Here is a 16,810-nt window from a genome sequence, read left to right as displayed (position 1 = left end):
AGGGCGGTGAAGATATCAAAGACCCGTTTTCCGGTAAATCGCAATGCGGCTCCGCTTAAGTGAACAGCATTGCCGCACATGCGGGCCTTTTCTTTTTCGGGCGACGGCTCAGCCGATGGGGCGCACCAGGGTGGGTTGATGGGGATCACTGAGGCGCTCGGCCAGATAGTCCACCAGCAGCCGCACCTTGGGAGAGAGGTGGCGGTTGTGGGGATAGAGGGCCCAGATCCCCTCCTCGGGGGCCCGCAACTCCGGCAGCAGCTCGATGAGCTCCCCCCGGGCGAGGTGGTCGCTCACGTAGTAGTCCGGCAGCTGGATGATGCCGATCCCCTTGATGGCCGCATCCAGCAGGGCGTGGCCGCTGTTGCACTGAAGCAGACCGCGTACCCGCACGCTGTGGGGTTTACCGTTCAGGGTGAAGTGCCATTCGTCCCCGTTGCCCACCAGGCAGGTGTGACGGGCCAGCTCCGAGAGACTGTTGGGCATGCCGTGGCGGGCGGTGTAGGCGGGGGAGACACACACATAGGGTACCCGCTGCGCCAGCTTGCGGGCCACCAGGGTCGAATCCTTGAGGTGGCCGAGGCGGATCGCCAGATCGAACCCCTCGTGCACCAGATCCAGCAACTGGTTGGTGAGGTTGAGGGTCACCTCCAGCTGGGGGAAGCGCACCATGAAGTCGTTCACCAAGGGGGCGATGCGGCTCTCGCCGTAGGAGACCGGGGCCGTGATGCGCAAGGAGCCCTGGGGCACCGCCTGATGGCGTCCCACCGCCAGCTCCGCCTCGTAGAGGTTGTCCAGCAACTGGCGGCAGTGGCGAAAATAGATCTCCCCGAGTTCGGTGAGACGCACCTGACGGGTGGTGCGCAGCAGCAGCTTGGCCTGCAGCCTGTCTTCGAGCTGCGCCACCTGGCGGCTCACCTGGGCCACCGACACCCCGAGCTTGCGCGCGGCCGGGGTAAAGCCCCCCTGCTCCGCCACGCTGACAAATTCACAGACCCCTTCCCAGCCGAACATTATTACCTGTGTGTAAAAGTGATTTGATACTTAGCGTTATTATCACCAAATCGGCGGGAAACTACACTGGATCTCCGAACTCATTTCCGTTCATCCAACCACTACGAGGACGTCATTCATGGCACAGGTTCAGAGCATCAAGTGTAAAGCCGCCATCGCCTGGGGACCGGGTCAGCCCCTCTCCATCGAAGAGGTCGAGGTCATGCCGCCCCAGGCCGGCGAGGTGCGGGTGCGTATCGTCGCGACCGGCGTCTGCCACACCGATGCCTTCACCCTCTCCGGTGAAGATCCGGAAGGGGTCTTCCCCTGCATCCTGGGCCATGAAGGGGGCGGTATCGTCGAGTCCGTCGGCGAGGGCGTCACCAGCGTCAAGGTCGGCGATCACGTGATCCCGCTCTACACCCCAGAGTGCGGCGAGTGCAAGTTCTGCAAATCCGGCAAGACCAACCTGTGCCAGAAGATCCGCGCCACCCAGGGCAAGGGGCTGATGCCGGACGGCACCACCCGCTTCTCCAAGGACGGCCAGCCCATCTACCACTACATGGGCACCTCCACCTTCAGCGAATACACGGTACTGCCCGAAATCTCCATCGCCAAGGTGGATCCGGCCGCCCCCCTGGAAGAGGTCTGCCTGCTGGGCTGCGGCGTCACCACCGGCATCGGCGCCGTGATGAACACCGCCAAGGTGAAAGAGGGTGAGAGCGTCGCCATCTTCGGGCTGGGGGGCATCGGCCTCTCCGCCATCATAGGCGCGCGCCTGGCCAAGGCCGGCCGCATCATCGCCATCGACATCAACGAGAGCAAGTTCGAGCTGGCCCGCAAGCTGGGCGCCACCGACTGCATCAACCCGAACACGTTCGACAAGCCCATCCAGGAGGTGATCGTCGAGATGACCGACGGCGGCGTAGACTTCTCCTTCGAGTGCATCGGCAACGTCAAGGTGATGCGCGCGGCACTGGAGTGCTGCCACAAGGGCTGGGGCGAGTCGGTCATCATCGGCGTGGCCGGTGCGGGCCAGGAGATCAGCACCCGTCCGTTCCAGCTGGTCACCGGCCGGGTGTGGCGCGGCAGCGCCTTCGGGGGCGTGCGCGGTCGCAGCGAGCTGCCGAGCTACGTACAGCGCTACATGCAGGGTGAGTTCAAGCTGGACGACTTCATCACCCACACCATGCCCCTCGAGCAGATCAACGAGGCGTTCGATCTGATGCACGAAGGCAAGAGCATCCGCACCGTCATCCACTACTGATCCCATGAGCGCCCCGCCCATCGCATGGGCGGGGCAAGGAGTCCTTACATGAATCTGGACATCATCAGCAGCAACAAGAGCTTCGGCGGCTGGCACAAGCAGTATCGCCACCGCTCCAATGTGCTGGGGTGCGAGATGCGCTTCGCCATCTACCTGCCGCCCCAGGCCCTCACCGGCCAGAAAGTCCCGGTGCTCTACTGGCTCTCCGGTCTCACCTGCACCGACGAGAACTTCATGCAAAAAGCCGGGGCCCAGCGCATCGCCGCCGAGCTCGGCATCGCTCTGGTAGCGCCGGACACCAGCCCCCGCGGTGAAGGGGTGGCGGACGATCCCGGCTATGACCTCGGCATGGGGGCGGGTTTCTACGTCAACGCCACCCAGACCCCCTGGCGGGATCACTACCAGATGTACGATTACGTCACCCGGGAGCTGCCCGAGCTCATCGAGACCCACTTCCCGGTCTCGACGAAGCGCGCCATCAGCGGCCACTCCATGGGAGGCCACGGCGCCCTCATCGCCGCCCTGCGCGAGCCGGGTCGCTACCGCTCGGTGTCGGCCTTCAGCCCCATCAGCCACCCGAGCCGCTGCCCCTGGGGCCAGAAGGCCCTCGGCGCCTACCTCGGCAACAACCCCCTGCTGTGGCAGGAGTGGGATGCCTGCCAACTGCTGCGCCACCACGACAGCCCGCCCCTGCCGACCCTGGTGGACGTGGGGCTGGACGACCCCTTCCTGGCGGAGCAGCTCGGCATCGACACCCTGGCCGAAGTGGCCGCCACCCGGGCGTGGCCCCTGACGCTCAACCGCCATGCCGGCTACGACCACAGCTATTACTTCGTGGCGAGCTTCATCGAGGCGCACCTGCGCTTTCACGCCAACCACCTGGGCGAACCGGCCTGAGGCTGACCCGCTCGTGGCCGCCCCGTCAACGGGCGGCCATTCACCCGGAAACAGGAGACAAGGATACCTCTCTTCACCACATTGCTGGCCATGCCGGACCAGTTCGAGCGGCTGCTGGCACAGGTCCCCACCGACCGTCTGGACTGGGAACCCGCCAACTGGGCCGGGATCCCCTCCGAGCGTTTCAGTGCCAGGGGGCACCTCTGCCACCTGCTGGACATCGAGGTGCTGGGCTATCAGGTGCGGTTTCGTCGCACCCTGGCGGAGAGCCTGCCGGAGCTCGCCTCCCTCGATGGCTATCAGCTCGCGCTGGACCATGATTACCCCCGGCAGGATACCGCCACGCAGCTCGACCGGTTTCGCACCGCCCGCCTGCAGACCGTCGAATGGCTGAAGACGGTACCGTCCGACGCCTGGCAGCGCCGCGCCCGCTATGGCGGCTATGGGGAGGTGACTCTGGACGGTCTGGTGCGCCTGCTCGTCAGCCATGACCACCAGCACCTCGCCGGCATGCAGTGGCTGCTGATGCGCCTGAACGCCGATCTGGGCCTCGCACTCCCCCTCGAGTGAAGCGTCACCCAACAGCGTCGCATCCTGCAAAAAAGGCCCCGAGGGGCCTTTTTCATTGTTGCGGTGATGGGATCAGCTCCCCAACCGGCTCACCTGACCCGAGCCCGCGATCTCGCTGGTCAGCGCTGGGCTGCCCCAGTAGTTGACCGCACCGGCTCCGGCGATCTCTATCTTGAGCCGCGACCGGGCACGCACCTCGACCTCGCCACTGCCGGCGATGCTCACCTCGACCTCCTCGCTGGCGATCCCGGCCCCCTTGACGCCACCGGCGCCGGCGATGTTCAGCGCCATCACCCGGGCGGAGCCCTGCCCCAGATCCAGGTTGCCCAGCCCGGCGATGTTGCCCTCCAGCCGATCCAGCGTCAGCCCGCTGGCGACGATGTCCCCCGTGCCCGCCAGGGAGAGCACCAGATCATCCCCCTTGAAGTCGCGCAAGGCGCCGTTGCCAACTCCCGCCAGTGCCAACTCGTGCAGCGTCGGCAGGGTGATGGTGATCTCCAGCGGCTGGGTGGGGTCGAGCCGGTAGCCATCCTTGACCTCGATCTCCAGCTTCTCCCCCTGCTCGGTGAGCACCAGATAGGGCAGCAGATTGGCCTCCCCCTTGACCCTGAGGGTGTGGCTCTCTCCCGCCACCAGGTACAGGTTGGCGGGCACGCCCGCCAGCACCCGGGTCACCTCATGCCCCAGGGGATGCTGCTGCTCCACCACGGCCCCCTCCCCGCGCACCTTGACGTCATCCTGCCAGCTGCATCCGGTCAGTCCCAGGGCCAGCACCACGCCCAGCATCCATTTCATCCCGCTACTCCTCGTTTCCTCTTTGCCGCACGGCGCGGCAGGTGAGTGGCAATGAGCAAACCCTGTGCCACATGGATAACATTATGATTTATCTATCCATTTCAATATTTCGAGGCTCGAATTGCCCACAACAAAGAGTCATTCAGACCACAATCTGGTCAATCTGACCACACCCGAAGGAGGGCGTTGACCCATTTTTTTGGGTTGCCGCCCCGGTTCGTTGAGCCAATAGTGATACCTGGTGCGTATAGAGCACTCCATCGCTGCTTCACCCGCCAGAATCAACAAGGAGTCAGAGCGTGACCCAAGCCAGCCACCCATTCGTCCATCCGGGCCTGCCTGCCCCCACCCGCACCCCGCTGCTGACCGGCGACGATCCCGACCACAAGCGCCGCGAGCTCCTCGCCTACTTCTGCCAGACCTTCGATCTCTACGACTCGCTGTTCGACTGCCTGGCCGACGAGCGGGCCTGGTTCAACAAGGCGATCCCCCTGCGCCACCCGCTCATCTTCTACTACGGCCATACCGCCGCCTTCTTCGTCAACAAGCTGCTGGCGGCCCGTCTCATCGAGAGTCGGCTCGACCCCCGCATCGAGGCCCTGGTCGCCATCGGGGTGGACGAGATGAGCTGGGACGATCTGGACGAAACCCACTACGACTGGCCCACTGTGGCCGAGCTGCGTGACTACCGCGGCCGGGTGCGCGCCCTGGTGTGTGATTTCATCGAGCGGATGCCGATCGAGCTGCCCATCCATTGGCAGAGCCCGGCCTGGGTCATCCTGATGGGCATAGAGCACGAGCGCATCCACCTCGAGACCTCCAGCGTGCTGATCCGCCAGCTGCCCCTGGCCTGGGTGCGCAGCCAGCCCCAGTGGCCGGTCTGCCCCGAGGCGCGCCACGATCTCGCCGCCGTCCCCGTCAACACCCTGCTGCCGGTGGCCGGCGGCCAGGTGCGCCTCGGCAAGCAGGACGCCACCTACGGCTGGGACAACGAATACGGCGAGCGCCACATCGAGCTGGCCCCCTTCCAGGCCAGCCGCATGCTGGTGAGCAACGCCGAATACCTGGCCTTCGTGCAGGCGGGCGGCTACGAGACCCGTGACTGGTGGGATGACGAAGGCTGGGGCTGGCGCCAGTATGCCAAGGCCCGCATGCCCACCTTCTGGGTCGGCGACCCCCTCGAACCCGAACAATTGCATCTGCGGCTGATGACCGAGCAGGTCCCCATGCCCTGGGACTGGCCGGTGGAGGTGAACCAGCTGGAGGCCGCCGCCTTCTGCCGCTGGAAGGCGGATCAGACCGGCCTGCCCGTCCAGCTACCGAGCGAGGGGGAGTGGATGCTGCTACGGGAACAACTGGCCGGCGATCAGCCGGGCTGGATGGAGGCCCCCGGCAACATCAACCTGGCCCGCTTCGCCTCCTCCTGCCCGGTGGATGCCTGCCCCCAGGGCAGCTTCTTCGATCTGGTGGGCAACGTCTGGCAGTGGACCAGCACCGCCATCGACGGCTTCGAGGGGTTCAAGGTGCACCCCCTCTACGACGACTTCTCCACCCCCACCTTCGACGGCAAGCACACCCTCATCAAGGGCGGGAGCTGGATCAGCACCGGCAACGAGGCGCTCAAATCCTCCCGCTACGCCTTCCGTCGCCACTTCTTCCAGCACGCGGGCTTCCGCTACCTGGTCTCACGCCATCAGGAGCCCGTCATCGTGAACCCTTATGAAACCGACACCCTGGTCGCCCAGTATCTCGACTTCCAGTACGGTCAGAGCCACTTCGGGGTCGCCAACTACGCCGAGGCTCTGGCCGGTCTTGCCAGCGAGCTCTGCGGCCGCCATGAGCGGGCGCTCGACATCGGCTGCGCCACCGGCCGGGCCAGCTTCGAACTGGCTCGCCGCTTCGCCCACGTGGACGGGGTGGACTACTCGGCCCGCTTCATCGACGTGGCCCTGACCCTGGCAAGACAGGACAGCTTCCGCTATGCGGTGCCGGTGGAAGGGGATCTGGTGGAATATTGCGAGACGCGCCTCTCCCGCCACGAGCTCGGTCGCGAGCAGAGCGAGCGGGTCCACTTCAGCCAGGGGGATGCCTGCAACCTCAAGCCCAAGTACGGCGACTACGACCTGGTGCTCGCCTCCAACCTGATCGACCGGCTGCGGGAGCCCGCCCGCTTCCTGCGGGACATTGCTCCGCGCCTTCGCAGCGGCGGCCTGCTGGTGCTCACCAGCCCCTACACCTGGCTGACCGACTACACCCCCAAGGCCAACTGGCTCGGCGGCATCCGGGAAAACGGCGAGGCCCTCGGCACCTATCAGGCGCTGCAACGGCTGCTGGCGGAGGAGTTCGAGGAGCACATGCCCCCGAGGGACGTCCCCTTCGTCATCCGCGAGACCGCCCGCAAGTACCAGCACACGGTGGCCCAGCTCACCGTCTGGCGCAAACGCTGACGACGCGGCAAACGAAAGAGGGAGGCCCATGGCCTCCCTCTTCTTTATCCGGACCGCTTACCCCTCCTGTACCTGGGGCACCGCCTCCTGCTCGCGGTAGCGGCGGGCCAGCACGGCGCACACCATCAGCTGGATCTGGTGGAAGATCATCAGGGGCAGCACCATGACCCCGACGCTGGCGGCGGGGAACATGACGTTGGCCATGGGCACCCCGTTGGCCAGGCTCTTTTTGGAGCCGCAGAAGACGATGGTGATCTCGTCCGCCCTGTTGAAACCGAGGCGGCGACTGATCCAGATGTGCCACCCCAGCACCAGCGCCAGCAGCACGCAACTCAGCAGCACGATGCTGGCGAGATCGTACCAGCCGACCTGGTGCCAGATCCCCTGCACCACCGCCTCGCTGAAGGCCACGTAGACCACCAGCAGGATGGAGCTTTGATCCAGCTTGCCAATGAGCGGCCGGTGGCTGTCAACCCAGCGACCGATGAGGGGGCGCGACAGGTGGCCCACCACGAACGGCAACATCAGCTGCACCATGATGGCCTGAATGGAGTGCCAGGTATCGACCCCCTCCCCCTGCACATTGATCATCAGCCCTACCAACACCGGCGAGAGGAAGATGCCGAGGATGCTGGAGGCCGAGGCGCTGCACACCGCCGCCGACACATTGCCCCCCGCCATGGAGGTGAAGGCGATGGCCGACTGCACGGTGGCGGGCAGGGCGCACAGATACAAGAAACCGAGATAGATGGCCGGGCTCAGCCACTGGGGCACCAGGGGCGTGAGCAGCAGCCCCAGCAGCGGGAAGAGCAGGAAGGTGCTCGCCATCACCACCAGGTGCAGCCGCCAGTGGCCGAGGCCCGCCAGCAGGTTCTGGCGCGACAGCTTGGCACCATGCATGAAGAACAAGAGCGCCACCGCCAGCTTGGTCAACAGACCGAACCAGACGGCCACCTGCCCCTCGCAGGGGAAGAAGGAGGCCAGCGCGACCACCACAATCAGCACAGAGGTAAAAGGATCCAGACGCACGGGGAGTCTCCAGAGAAAGCGCGTCCCGCACGGGATGGGGACGACAGGGCACGGGGAAGGCGTCATCAGACGGCGACCCCGGATACGAAGGGACAAGCTTACCCCGAACACCCTATGGTGCAAAGTTGAGCGGCAGCCTCATTTGTTTCATTTTGTTAAACGATAACGCACATTCTCACAGCAAAACTAAACGAGTTTGCCCCTCCGGTCCCGGATCCGGCCAACAAAAAACGGGCGACCAAGGCCGCCCGTCTCCTGTTTGCCACATGCCGATCAGCGCTGGCTGGCCAGGGTGCCGCTGCCCGCTTTTTTCTCGTTGCCACCTGACTTGCGGGCTTGGCGCTTCTCGAAGCGGGAGATCCACCAGTAGGCCAGCGCCGAGAAGACTGCGGTCATAAAGACGTTGATGAAGAAGGCGCGCACCAGATCCACCCCGGCCGGGAAGGCGGAGGCACTCATGCTCACCACGAAAATGGCGATCAGCACAGACACCACGCCCATCCCGAACTTGCGCGACCCCATGCGGAACTCGCGGGGGGTGTCGTCATGTTTCCAGCGGAACACGAAGTAGGCCACCATGATGAAGATCGGCGGCAACATGGCGGTACCGGCGGTGAGGTTGATGGCGGTGTTCATCATCTGCTGTACCGACTCGGAGCCGAAGCCGTTCACCACCAGCATCGCGAACACGAAGACAAACTGCCACCAGGCGGCGCGCACCGGCACCCCGTGCTCGTTGAGCTGGGTGGTCTTCTCGCCGTAAACCCCCTGGGGGATCTCGGAGAAGTGGATCTTCACCGGCGCCGAGGTCCACATCATCATGGAGCCGAACATGGCGATGAACAGCACCACGCCGACAAAGCGGCCCACCAGCGCCTCGGAGAGACCGAAGTACTGCGCCATGCCGGTGAAGATCTCCACCATGCCGCCGGCATAGGTGAGGCTCTCGCGCGGTACGAACACGTTCACCAACAGGGAACCGACCGCATACATGGCACCGATGACGATACCCGCACTGATGATCACCTTGATGAAGGACTTCTGGCCGCCCTTCACGTCATTGAGGTAGGCCGCCGCTGTCTCGGCACCGCCCGCCGCCTGGAAGATCCAGCACATGATGCCGAGCGTCGCCCAGTTGACGGTGGGAGTCATCGCCTCCAGCGTGATGGGCTGGGCCGGCACATGATCCCCACTCAGGGCCATCAGGGCCCCCAGCACATAGATGGCGAACAGGGCAAATACACCGTAGGCCACGATCTCCGCAATCTTGCCGAGCCAGCTCGCCCCCTTGGTGGAGATGTGGGTCGCCGCCGCGAACAGCACGATGGAGATGATCGAGGTGACCATGGGCGAGAAGCTGTACTCATAGCCCAGCATGGCGTAGGAGGCGTAGGCGATGACGTTGGGCAGCAGGGAGACGAACCAGAACAGGTTCACGAACCAGTAGAGAAACGAGCCCAGATAGGCCATCCGGGTGCCGAGCGGCTTCTTGAGCCAGTCGTACATCCCCGACTCGGAGTTTTTGTTGGCCGAGACGAACTCGGCGATGATGAAGACGAACGGGATGAAGTAGACGATGGTCGCCAGCAGGAAGATGGGGGCTGAGCTGAGCCCCAGCTCGATGTTGTTGTTGACGATGTTGCGCACGTTGAACACGGCGGCAAAGGTCATCGACAACAGGGCAAACTTGCCTATGGTGCCGCGTACGGATTCAGACATGGTGTCCTCCAGTGGACTCGCGCTCCCTGCGGGTAACGCTGTGACTCTGTGATGTGTTCGGCAAGGGTCAGTCGGCCCCGCCCGCTACTCTCTTGTTGTGATCGGGCCGCGTGGGCGGCCTCGTTGGTGAACCGGTGCAATCTCACCGCACCAGCTCGCAATACCATTCAGACGATCGGAGTGCCCGGCGCCATCGGCACCCGCGGTTGCAACAGCACGCTCTGGCTCTCGTCCGGGGTCTCGGCGCACAGCAACATGCACTCGGATCGCTCGCCGCGCATTCGGGTAGGCTTGAGGTTGGTCAGCACCACCACCTCGCTGCCCATCAGCTCCTCTTCGCTGTAGTAAGGCACCAGACTGGTGACGGTCTGCAGCGGCCGCTCGCCACCCACGTCGATCTGGACGATATAGAGTTTGTCGGCCCCGGGGTGACGCACCACCTCCAGCACCTTGCCCACCTTCATCTCGACCCGCTTGAATTCGGCAAACTCGATCGTCTCGCTCATGCACTTTTCCTTCTCTGGTTCAACGGTTTGCGGGTGGCCAACGGCCACCCGGTTTGATGGGGGTCATGACGGCTGGATGACGACCTGCGCCGCTGGCTCGGCCTCTTTCGCGCGCGCCTTGGCGCTGAGGGAGGCCTCGTATCTGTTGTATTTCCACCAGGCGAAGCCGAGGAAAATCACGATCCCGCCGACGTTGTAGAAGACGATTGTCATGATGTCGGCGCCGGTCGGGAAGGTGGAGGCGAGGAAGCCCACCGAGAAGAGGACGATCAGCACCGACACCACGGCGATGCCGGTGGTGCGCGAACCCATCTTGAACTCCCGCGGCAGGTGGTCGAGCTTCAGCCGCAGATTGAGGTAGGCCAGCATGATGAACAGCGGCGGCAGCATGGAGGCGGCGGCGGTCATGTTGATGACGGTGTTCATCAGATCCTGCGCTGTGTTGGAGCCCAGGGTCGGGATCACCATCAACGGCAGCACGATGAGGTACTGGATCCAGGCTGCCCGGGCGGGTACGCCGTTCTCGTTCAGCTCGACGGTTTTCTTGCCGAAGATGCCGGCCGGGATCTCGGAGAAGAAGATCTTCACCGGGGTCGCCGTCCACATCAGCAGGGAGCCGAACATGGCGGTGAAGGAGACCAGCCCGACGAAGCGGTTCATCAGGATCTCCGGCAGGCCGAAGTAGGCCGCCAGCCCCTCGAACACCTGCACCGAGCCGCCAGTGTATTTCAGGGTGTAGCTGTGGACGAAGACGTTGATCAACAGCGATGCGATGGAGTAGAGCACGCCGATAAAGATCCCGGCGATGATGATCACCTTCACGAAGGATTTGGAGCCGCCCTTCACGTCATTGACGTAGACCGCCACCGACTCGGCGCCACCGGCTGCCATAAAGATCCAGGTGGTGATGCCGAGGAAGGCCCAGCTGAAATCGGGGACCATGGCCTCTACCGTGATGGGGTCAGCCGGTTGTACGCCGCCCACCAGTGCCGCACCTGCCAGCAGAATGTAGGAGAGGGTCAGCAGCAGCATCAGGGACGAGGTCACCGAGGTGATGGGGCCGAGCATCTTGGCGCCGTTGGTGGAGACGTAGGTGGCAAAGGCAAACAGCACCATGCTCAAGGCCGTGGTCGCCACCGGGGTGAGAATGTACTCGTAGCCGAGGAAGGCATAGGAGGCGTAGGCGATGACCCGCGGCAGCAAGGAGGTGAAGAAGAAGAGGTTCACGAACCAGTAGGTGTAGGCGGAGATGAAGGCCCAGCGACCGCCGAGGGAGCTCTTCACCCAGGCATACACCCCCGCTTCGGAGTTTTTGTTCAGTGACACGAACTCCGCAATGATCAGACAGAACGGAATGAAGTAAAAAAGGGTGGCCAGAAAGAACATCGGGGCCGAGGCCAGACCGATCTCGATGTTGTTGTTGATGACGTTGTTGAAGCTGAATACCGCCGCGAAGGTGAGCGACAGCAGACCAAACTTGCCTATCGTATTGCGTTTGGAATCAGACATGGTGCATCTCCAGACCTGTAGTTATCTCAGCGAAAGGGCGGGGCATGATGTGTAGGGTGAGCCCCGCCCTTTCGGCTTTGTCAGTGCAGAACCGGCGGCTTGTTATTTGTTCTTGAAGTAGCCGCCTTCGACGGTGACCTTGATGATCACCTTGCGCACCGGCCCGTCGCCGACAAACCTGTAAGCCTCGTCGTTCTCGAAGATCACCACCTGCCCGTTGCCCACCTGCTGGCGCTCACGCACCTCACCGGCCAGCCACTCGCGGTCTGTGGTGTCGTCATAAGCCTGCTCGACCGCCAGCTCGCTCTTGGCTGCCCACTCCACCGTCTCTTCCCCTTCCAGGTAGTAGTGGACGTCGAAGTAGCGGCGCTGCCCCTCGAACAGTGAGGTGGCCGGGCTGGCCCCCTCCTGCAAGCGGTAGGTGAGGGAGTCACCGATGGAGTGGCAGATGCCGGGCTTGAGGTTCGGCAGGTTGTTGATGGCCTCCACGCAGCGGCCCCACTTCTTGCCCTCCCGGTAGATGTTTTTGAACAGGGTCAGGTTGTCCAGGGTGATCATGCGAGGTTCCTCCCGCCGTTGATGGTGAGGTCGAGCCCGGCCAGCGCAGCCGGATTGAGGTTGCCGCGAGCGATGGGCAGCAGGGTCAGGCCGAAGCTGAACGGCTCGAAGCGCACCCGCCAGGAGTCCAGCACCTCGGAGCCCCAGGAGTTGGAGCCGAGCCCCAGTACCTTGTGATCCAGATTGAGGGTGAGATAACCACTCGGCTCCAGCTCGTTGATGTGTTGCGCCGCGTGGATATGCTCCCAGCTGTAGGGCCAGACGCTCAGGTTGATGGGGGCATCGGGCCGCACGTAGAGACCGGCGCCGTGGCGGTTGGTCAGGGTCGCCCAGCGCACCTGCTGGCGGTTGCCGTTGTCCTGCGGGAAGGGGTAGTGCTCCCACATCTCGCTGACTGTGCTCTGGAAGCTGTCGATCCAGTTGCTCTGGCGACTGTCCTGATAGTTCTCGCCCGGCCCCATGCCGTAGTAGTGCACCCGGTCGAGATCCTGACGAATGCCCAGCTCGAAGCCGATCTTGGGAATGATGTCGTCATAGCCGCCATAGGGCTGACCGGACAGCGCCACATGCAGCTGACCATTCGGGCTCAGGGTGTAGACGTAGCGGCAACGCATGCCGAAGTCGAACACCGGCGGCGCGATCAGACTCTCGACCGTCACCTCGACCGCCTCGCCCAGCTGACGCCAGCTTAAGGTGCGGAAGTGCTCCTGCATGATCTGCAGGTGGTTGGGGTGCCACAGGCTCTCGTACTCCTGCTTGTGGTTGTCGATCATCGGCTTGAAGAAGGTGAGGCGCGGCGAACGCTCGATGAGCTCGATACCATCCTGCTGCCAGCTCACCAGCTTGCCGTCGAGGCGCGAGAAGCGCAGGGCAAAGCCGCTACCGCTCAAGGTCAGCGCGAGGCGCTCATCAGCGATATCCAACGGAGTAGCGTTGGGATTGGCAAAGGGCTGCAGCTGGCGAGTCGACTCTTTCAGCCGGAACTGGTACTGGCCCAGCTCGTGCTCCGCCGCGCTGTAACGGGTGGCAGTGGCCTTGATGACCCGCAGCTGGACGAAGGTTTCCCGCCCATCAAGGGATGGCAGCTCGAGTTGTAGCTCAGTGGTGGCACCGGGAGCAATCCCTTCCAACCGGATTTGCTGGCTGGCCAGCAGCTCGCCCTCAGCCTTCACTTCGACCAGCAGACGGATGTCGTCGAGACTGGAGAACCAGTAGCGGTTTTCCACTTCCAGCTTGCCGCTCGCCAGATCCAGTGCCCGCACCTTGACCGGGCAGATCACCTGCTTGTATTCATGCAGCCCCGGCCCCGGGGTCTGATCCGGATAGATGAGGCCATCCATGCAGAAGTTGTAGTTGTTGGGGTAGTCGCCGTAGTCGCCGCCGTACTTGTAGACTGGGCGGCCCTGCTCGTCCTGATCCAGAATGCCGTGATCGCACCACTCCCAGATGTAGTGACCCTGAATGTGGGGATGGCGGTCAAACACCTGCTGGTATTCGCTCAGGCCACCCGGGCCGTTGCCCATGGCGTGGGCGTATTCGCAGAGGATGCGTGGCTTCGCCATCGGGAACTCGCCGAAGCAGTTCATCTGGGAGACGCGGGAATACATGGTGCTGACCACATCCACCACCTCGGCATCGCGATCCTCTTCGTAGTGCACCAGCCGGGTCGGGTCGATCGCCTTGCAGCGCTGGTACATGGCTCTGATGTTGCAACCGTAGCCGGACTCGTTGCCGAGCGACCAGATGATGATGGAGGGGTGGTTCTTCTGGGCGTGCACGTGGCGCTCGATGCGATCCACGAACACCGGCTCCCAGAAGGAGTCGTCGGTGATGCGGCTGAGATCGCCGACGTTGGCAAAGCCGTGGGTCTCCACGTCGGTCTCCGCCATCACGAACAGACCGTACTGGTCGCACAGCTCGTAGAAACGCGGGTCGTTCGGGTAGTGGGCGGTGCGCACCGAGTTGAGGTTGTGCTGCTTCATCAACACGATATCGCGCTCAACACGGTCCATGCCGACCGCACGGCTCTTGAGGTGGTCGTTGTCGTGACGGTTCACCCCGTGCAGCTTGAGGTAGTGGCCGTTGACGTAGAAGAGACCATCTTTGACCTTGATTTCACGCACCCCGACCCGCTGCGGGATCACTTCCAGCAGCTCGCCCTGACCGTTGTAGAGGGAGAGTTGCAGCTGGTAGAGGTAAGGATCTTCGGCGCTCCACAGATGGGGGTTGGCCAGATCCAGCGTGAAGCGGCAATCACACTTGCCGTCGATGGCGAGATGGTCGAGGGAGCCGCTGGCGATCTCGCTGCCCTGATCCAGCAGGGACCAGACCAGACGGAGATCACGGGCTGCTGCCCCCAGGTTCTCCAGCTGGATATCGCAGCTCAGGGTCGCGCTCCGGTTGTCGTCGGCCAGCGCGGTGCGGATGAAGAAGTCCTGCACATGGGCGGCCGGTTTGCCCACCAGATAGACGTCGCGGAAGATCCCCGCCATCCACCACATGTCCTGATCTTCGATATAGGTGGAGTCCGCCCACTGCATCACCCGTACCGACAGCAGGTTCTCGCCAATGTTGGCGTAGGCACTGATATCGAACTCGGCGGTGAGACGGCTCCCCTTGCTGAAGCCGACATAGTGGCCGTTCACATAGACCTCGAAGTAGGTCTCCACCCCGTCAAACTTGATGATCACCTGCTCGCCATCCCAGGCCGGGCTCAGCGTGAAGCTGCGCTGATAGGCGCCGGTGGGGTTGTTGGTCGGCACGAAGGGCACGTCTATGGGGAAGGGAAAACCTTCGTCGGTGTACTGGAGCTGACCATGTCCTTCCATCTGCCACATGTTGGGCACGGTGATCTGGCCCCACTCGCTCATGGGGCTGTGATAGAAGGCCTCCGGCACCTGCAGGGGGTGGTCGAAGTAGTGGAACTGCCATTGGCCGCTCAGCCCCAGAAAACGGCGGCTCAGCTCGCGCTGCATGGTGGCCGCCAGCACGTGGTCGGCATAAGAGAAGAAGTAGGCGCGCGGAGCCAGCCTGTTTTCACCAACGAATTGGACGTTTTCCCAGTTATTCACATGTCCTCCCGGAACAAGGCAACTTTGACTGGGTAAACTCTAGATAAACATTTACTAAATATCAGCTTTGGATTGGTAAAGTTTTAACCTGATCACAATGAACAGATGGTTTTGTGAGCGAGATCAGAAGCGGGAGATAAAGGAGGGCAAGATATGGATGAGTGGCATGGATGTTGATAGTAGCTAGCTGCGCTACAATAAAATTAACTATAAAACAATATGATATGAAGATGCTGGATGATATGGGAAAGAGGTTTGCTAGGGAGATGTGTCGCACCACCGCAAGATGGCGCGACTAAAAAGCAGAATATTTTACTAAAATCAGCGGGTGGTGCCACGCAGGGTCAACTTGCTCGGTACCAGCACCCGAAGGGGAATATCCCGCTCGTCTCGCAGCCGCTCAACCAGCAAATTTACCCCCTGGGAGCCCATCAACTCGGAGTGGATCCGCACCGTTGAGAGCGGCGGGAAGGTGAACTTGGCGGTCGGAATATCGTTGACGCTGATAAGCTCGATCTGCTGGGGAATCGCCAATCCCTTCTCATGAATGGCACGCAGCACACCAATGGCGATGGAGTCGGAGGCGACGAACAGCGCCTTGGGCCAGTCGCCAACCAGCATCTCCTTCGCCAACTGGTATCCGGAAGCGCTGGAGAAGTCCCCACGATAGAGATCGCTCTCCTGCACCACCCCCAGCCGCTGGCCATACTCCCGGAAGGCCAGTTCACGCAGGTCCGGATTCTCATCCTGGCCACCGATATAACCGATACGCTGGTGCCCCTGCGCAATGAAGTAATCGACTACCTGCTGGCTGATCAGGGCGAGATCCACATCGACCGAGTCGAACTCGCCCTGTGAACGGCAGTCGACAAACACCAGCTGGCTGGAACAAGCCCTTAGCTGGACGAGACGCTCGGCTGTGAGGGTGCCGACCACCAGAATGCCATCCACGGCGCTAAGTTCGCGCCCTTCACCGCAGTTGTAGAGATGAGTCAGTTCGATATTGAGGCGGGCACTCTGGGTTTCGATGCCATAACGGATAGCGAGATAGTAAGGGTCGTTGACCTCGGTACTCTGGGGATAGGCATAGACCACCAGAAAGTGCAGCTTGCTCTTGTGTACCCCCTTGCGGGCGCTGCTGGTCTTGTACTCCAGCCGTTCGGCAATCTCGAAGATCCGCTGCTTGGTCTCTTCCTTGACGCTCAGGCTGGGATCCTCGTTCAGTACCCGGGATACCGTGGCGAGAGAAACCCCCGCTTCCTGTGCAATTTCCTTCAACGTAGCCATCAATACCTCGCTGGCAGCATCACGTGTTAATCGGTAACGGCTAAAGAGTAACGGGCAATCCCTTGATAGCCCAGCACTTTTACTAATACCAATCGGATTAAACATTAGGTCAGTTTTATCCAATCTCGGCTACAAAGTGACATCACCCGCTCCACATCGGCA

General features: G+C 62.7%; 13 protein-coding genes. 4 read left to right on the top strand and 9 right to left on the bottom strand.

Annotated elements, in window-relative coordinates:
• Nucleotides 1–108: 108 nt before the first annotated feature.
• The gene (locus OKC30_RS13940; RefSeq protein ID WP_270809654.1) at nucleotides 109–1,014 is read right to left on the bottom strand and encodes a LysR substrate-binding domain-containing protein; all 906 of its coding nucleotides are present in this window, start codon (nucleotides 1,012–1,014) and stop codon (nucleotides 109–111) included.
• A 118-nt stretch (nucleotides 1,015–1,132) separates the two neighbouring features.
• On the opposite strand from OKC30_RS13940, the gene OKC30_RS13935 reads away from it, so the two are divergent.
• The 3 genes from OKC30_RS13935 (at nucleotide 1,133) to OKC30_RS13925 (ending at nucleotide 3,727) form a co-directional block, all read left to right on the top strand.
• On the top strand, nucleotides 1,133–2,260 hold the full coding sequence (locus OKC30_RS13935) for an S-(hydroxymethyl)glutathione dehydrogenase/class III alcohol dehydrogenase (RefSeq protein ID WP_010672469.1): 1,128 nt from the start codon (nucleotides 1,133–1,135) through the stop codon (nucleotides 2,258–2,260).
• 48 nt (nucleotides 2,261–2,308) lie between these two features.
• Nucleotides 2,309–3,157, top strand: a complete 849-nt coding sequence (fghA, locus tag OKC30_RS13930; RefSeq protein ID WP_039039543.1) for an S-formylglutathione hydrolase — start codon at nucleotides 2,309–2,311, stop codon at nucleotides 3,155–3,157.
• A 90-nt stretch (nucleotides 3,158–3,247) separates the two neighbouring features.
• Entirely contained in the window at nucleotides 3,248–3,727 is a 480-nt protein-coding gene (locus OKC30_RS13925) for a DinB family protein (protein WP_048209293.1), read from the top strand.
• Nucleotides 3,728–3,799: 72 nt separating this feature from the next.
• Here the strand turns inward: OKC30_RS13925 and OKC30_RS13920 are convergent, their stop codons facing one another.
• On the bottom strand, nucleotides 3,800–4,522 hold the full coding sequence (locus OKC30_RS13920; protein ID WP_053288848.1) for a GIN domain-containing protein: 723 nt from the start codon (nucleotides 4,520–4,522) through the stop codon (nucleotides 3,800–3,802).
• A gap of 299 nt (nucleotides 4,523–4,821) precedes the next feature.
• Here OKC30_RS13920 and ovoA point away from each other — a divergent pair, with 299 nt between their 5' ends.
• Complete coding sequence (ovoA, locus tag OKC30_RS13915; protein ID WP_160838571.1) at nucleotides 4,822–6,969, top strand: 5-histidylcysteine sulfoxide synthase; 2,148 nt, start codon at nucleotides 4,822–4,824, stop codon at nucleotides 6,967–6,969.
• 57 nt (nucleotides 6,970–7,026) lie between these two features.
• Here the strand turns inward: ovoA and OKC30_RS13910 are convergent, their stop codons facing one another.
• The 7 genes from OKC30_RS13910 to ebgR form a co-directional block, all read right to left on the bottom strand.
• Nucleotides 7,027–7,998, bottom strand: a complete 972-nt coding sequence (locus OKC30_RS13910; protein WP_160838573.1) for a bile acid:sodium symporter family protein — start codon at nucleotides 7,996–7,998, stop codon at nucleotides 7,027–7,029.
• 273 nt (nucleotides 7,999–8,271) lie between these two features.
• Nucleotides 8,272–9,717 (bottom strand): amino acid permease, encoded by a 1,446-nt coding sequence (locus tag OKC30_RS13905; RefSeq protein ID WP_119197074.1) that lies wholly within the window; start codon nucleotides 9,715–9,717, stop codon nucleotides 8,272–8,274.
• Nucleotides 9,718–9,884: 167 nt separating this feature from the next.
• Entirely contained in the window at nucleotides 9,885–10,223 is a 339-nt protein-coding gene (locus OKC30_RS13900; protein WP_026080427.1) for a tRNA-binding protein, read from the bottom strand.
• Between the two features lie 63 nt (nucleotides 10,224–10,286).
• Nucleotides 10,287–11,732: an amino acid permease gene (locus OKC30_RS13895; RefSeq protein WP_160838575.1), complete on the bottom strand. Its 1,446-nt coding sequence runs from the start codon at nucleotides 11,730–11,732 to the stop codon at nucleotides 10,287–10,289.
• A gap of 102 nt (nucleotides 11,733–11,834) precedes the next feature.
• Nucleotides 11,835–12,290, bottom strand: coding sequence for a beta-galactosidase subunit beta (locus tag OKC30_RS13890; RefSeq protein WP_043851543.1), 456 nt, complete (start codon nucleotides 12,288–12,290; stop codon nucleotides 11,835–11,837).
• Entirely contained in the window at nucleotides 12,287–15,361 is a 3,075-nt protein-coding gene (gene ebgA, locus OKC30_RS13885; protein ID WP_270664454.1) for a beta-galactosidase subunit alpha, read from the bottom strand. Before ebgA ends, OKC30_RS13890 begins: the two co-directional genes overlap by 4 nt.
• A 321-nt stretch (nucleotides 15,362–15,682) precedes the next feature.
• Nucleotides 15,683–16,648, bottom strand: coding sequence for a transcriptional regulator EbgR (gene ebgR, locus OKC30_RS13880; protein WP_119197076.1), 966 nt, complete (start codon nucleotides 16,646–16,648; stop codon nucleotides 15,683–15,685).
• Between the last annotated feature and the right edge of the window lie 162 nt (nucleotides 16,649–16,810).

The sequence above is a fragment of the Aeromonas sp. QDB18 genome (assembly GCF_027705325.1).
In the GTDB taxonomy this organism is placed as follows: domain Bacteria; phylum Pseudomonadota; class Gammaproteobacteria; order Enterobacterales; family Aeromonadaceae; genus Aeromonas; species Aeromonas caviae.
Note: the sequence above shows the minus strand (reverse complement) of the source record. Positions and strands in the feature narration are given on the sequence as shown.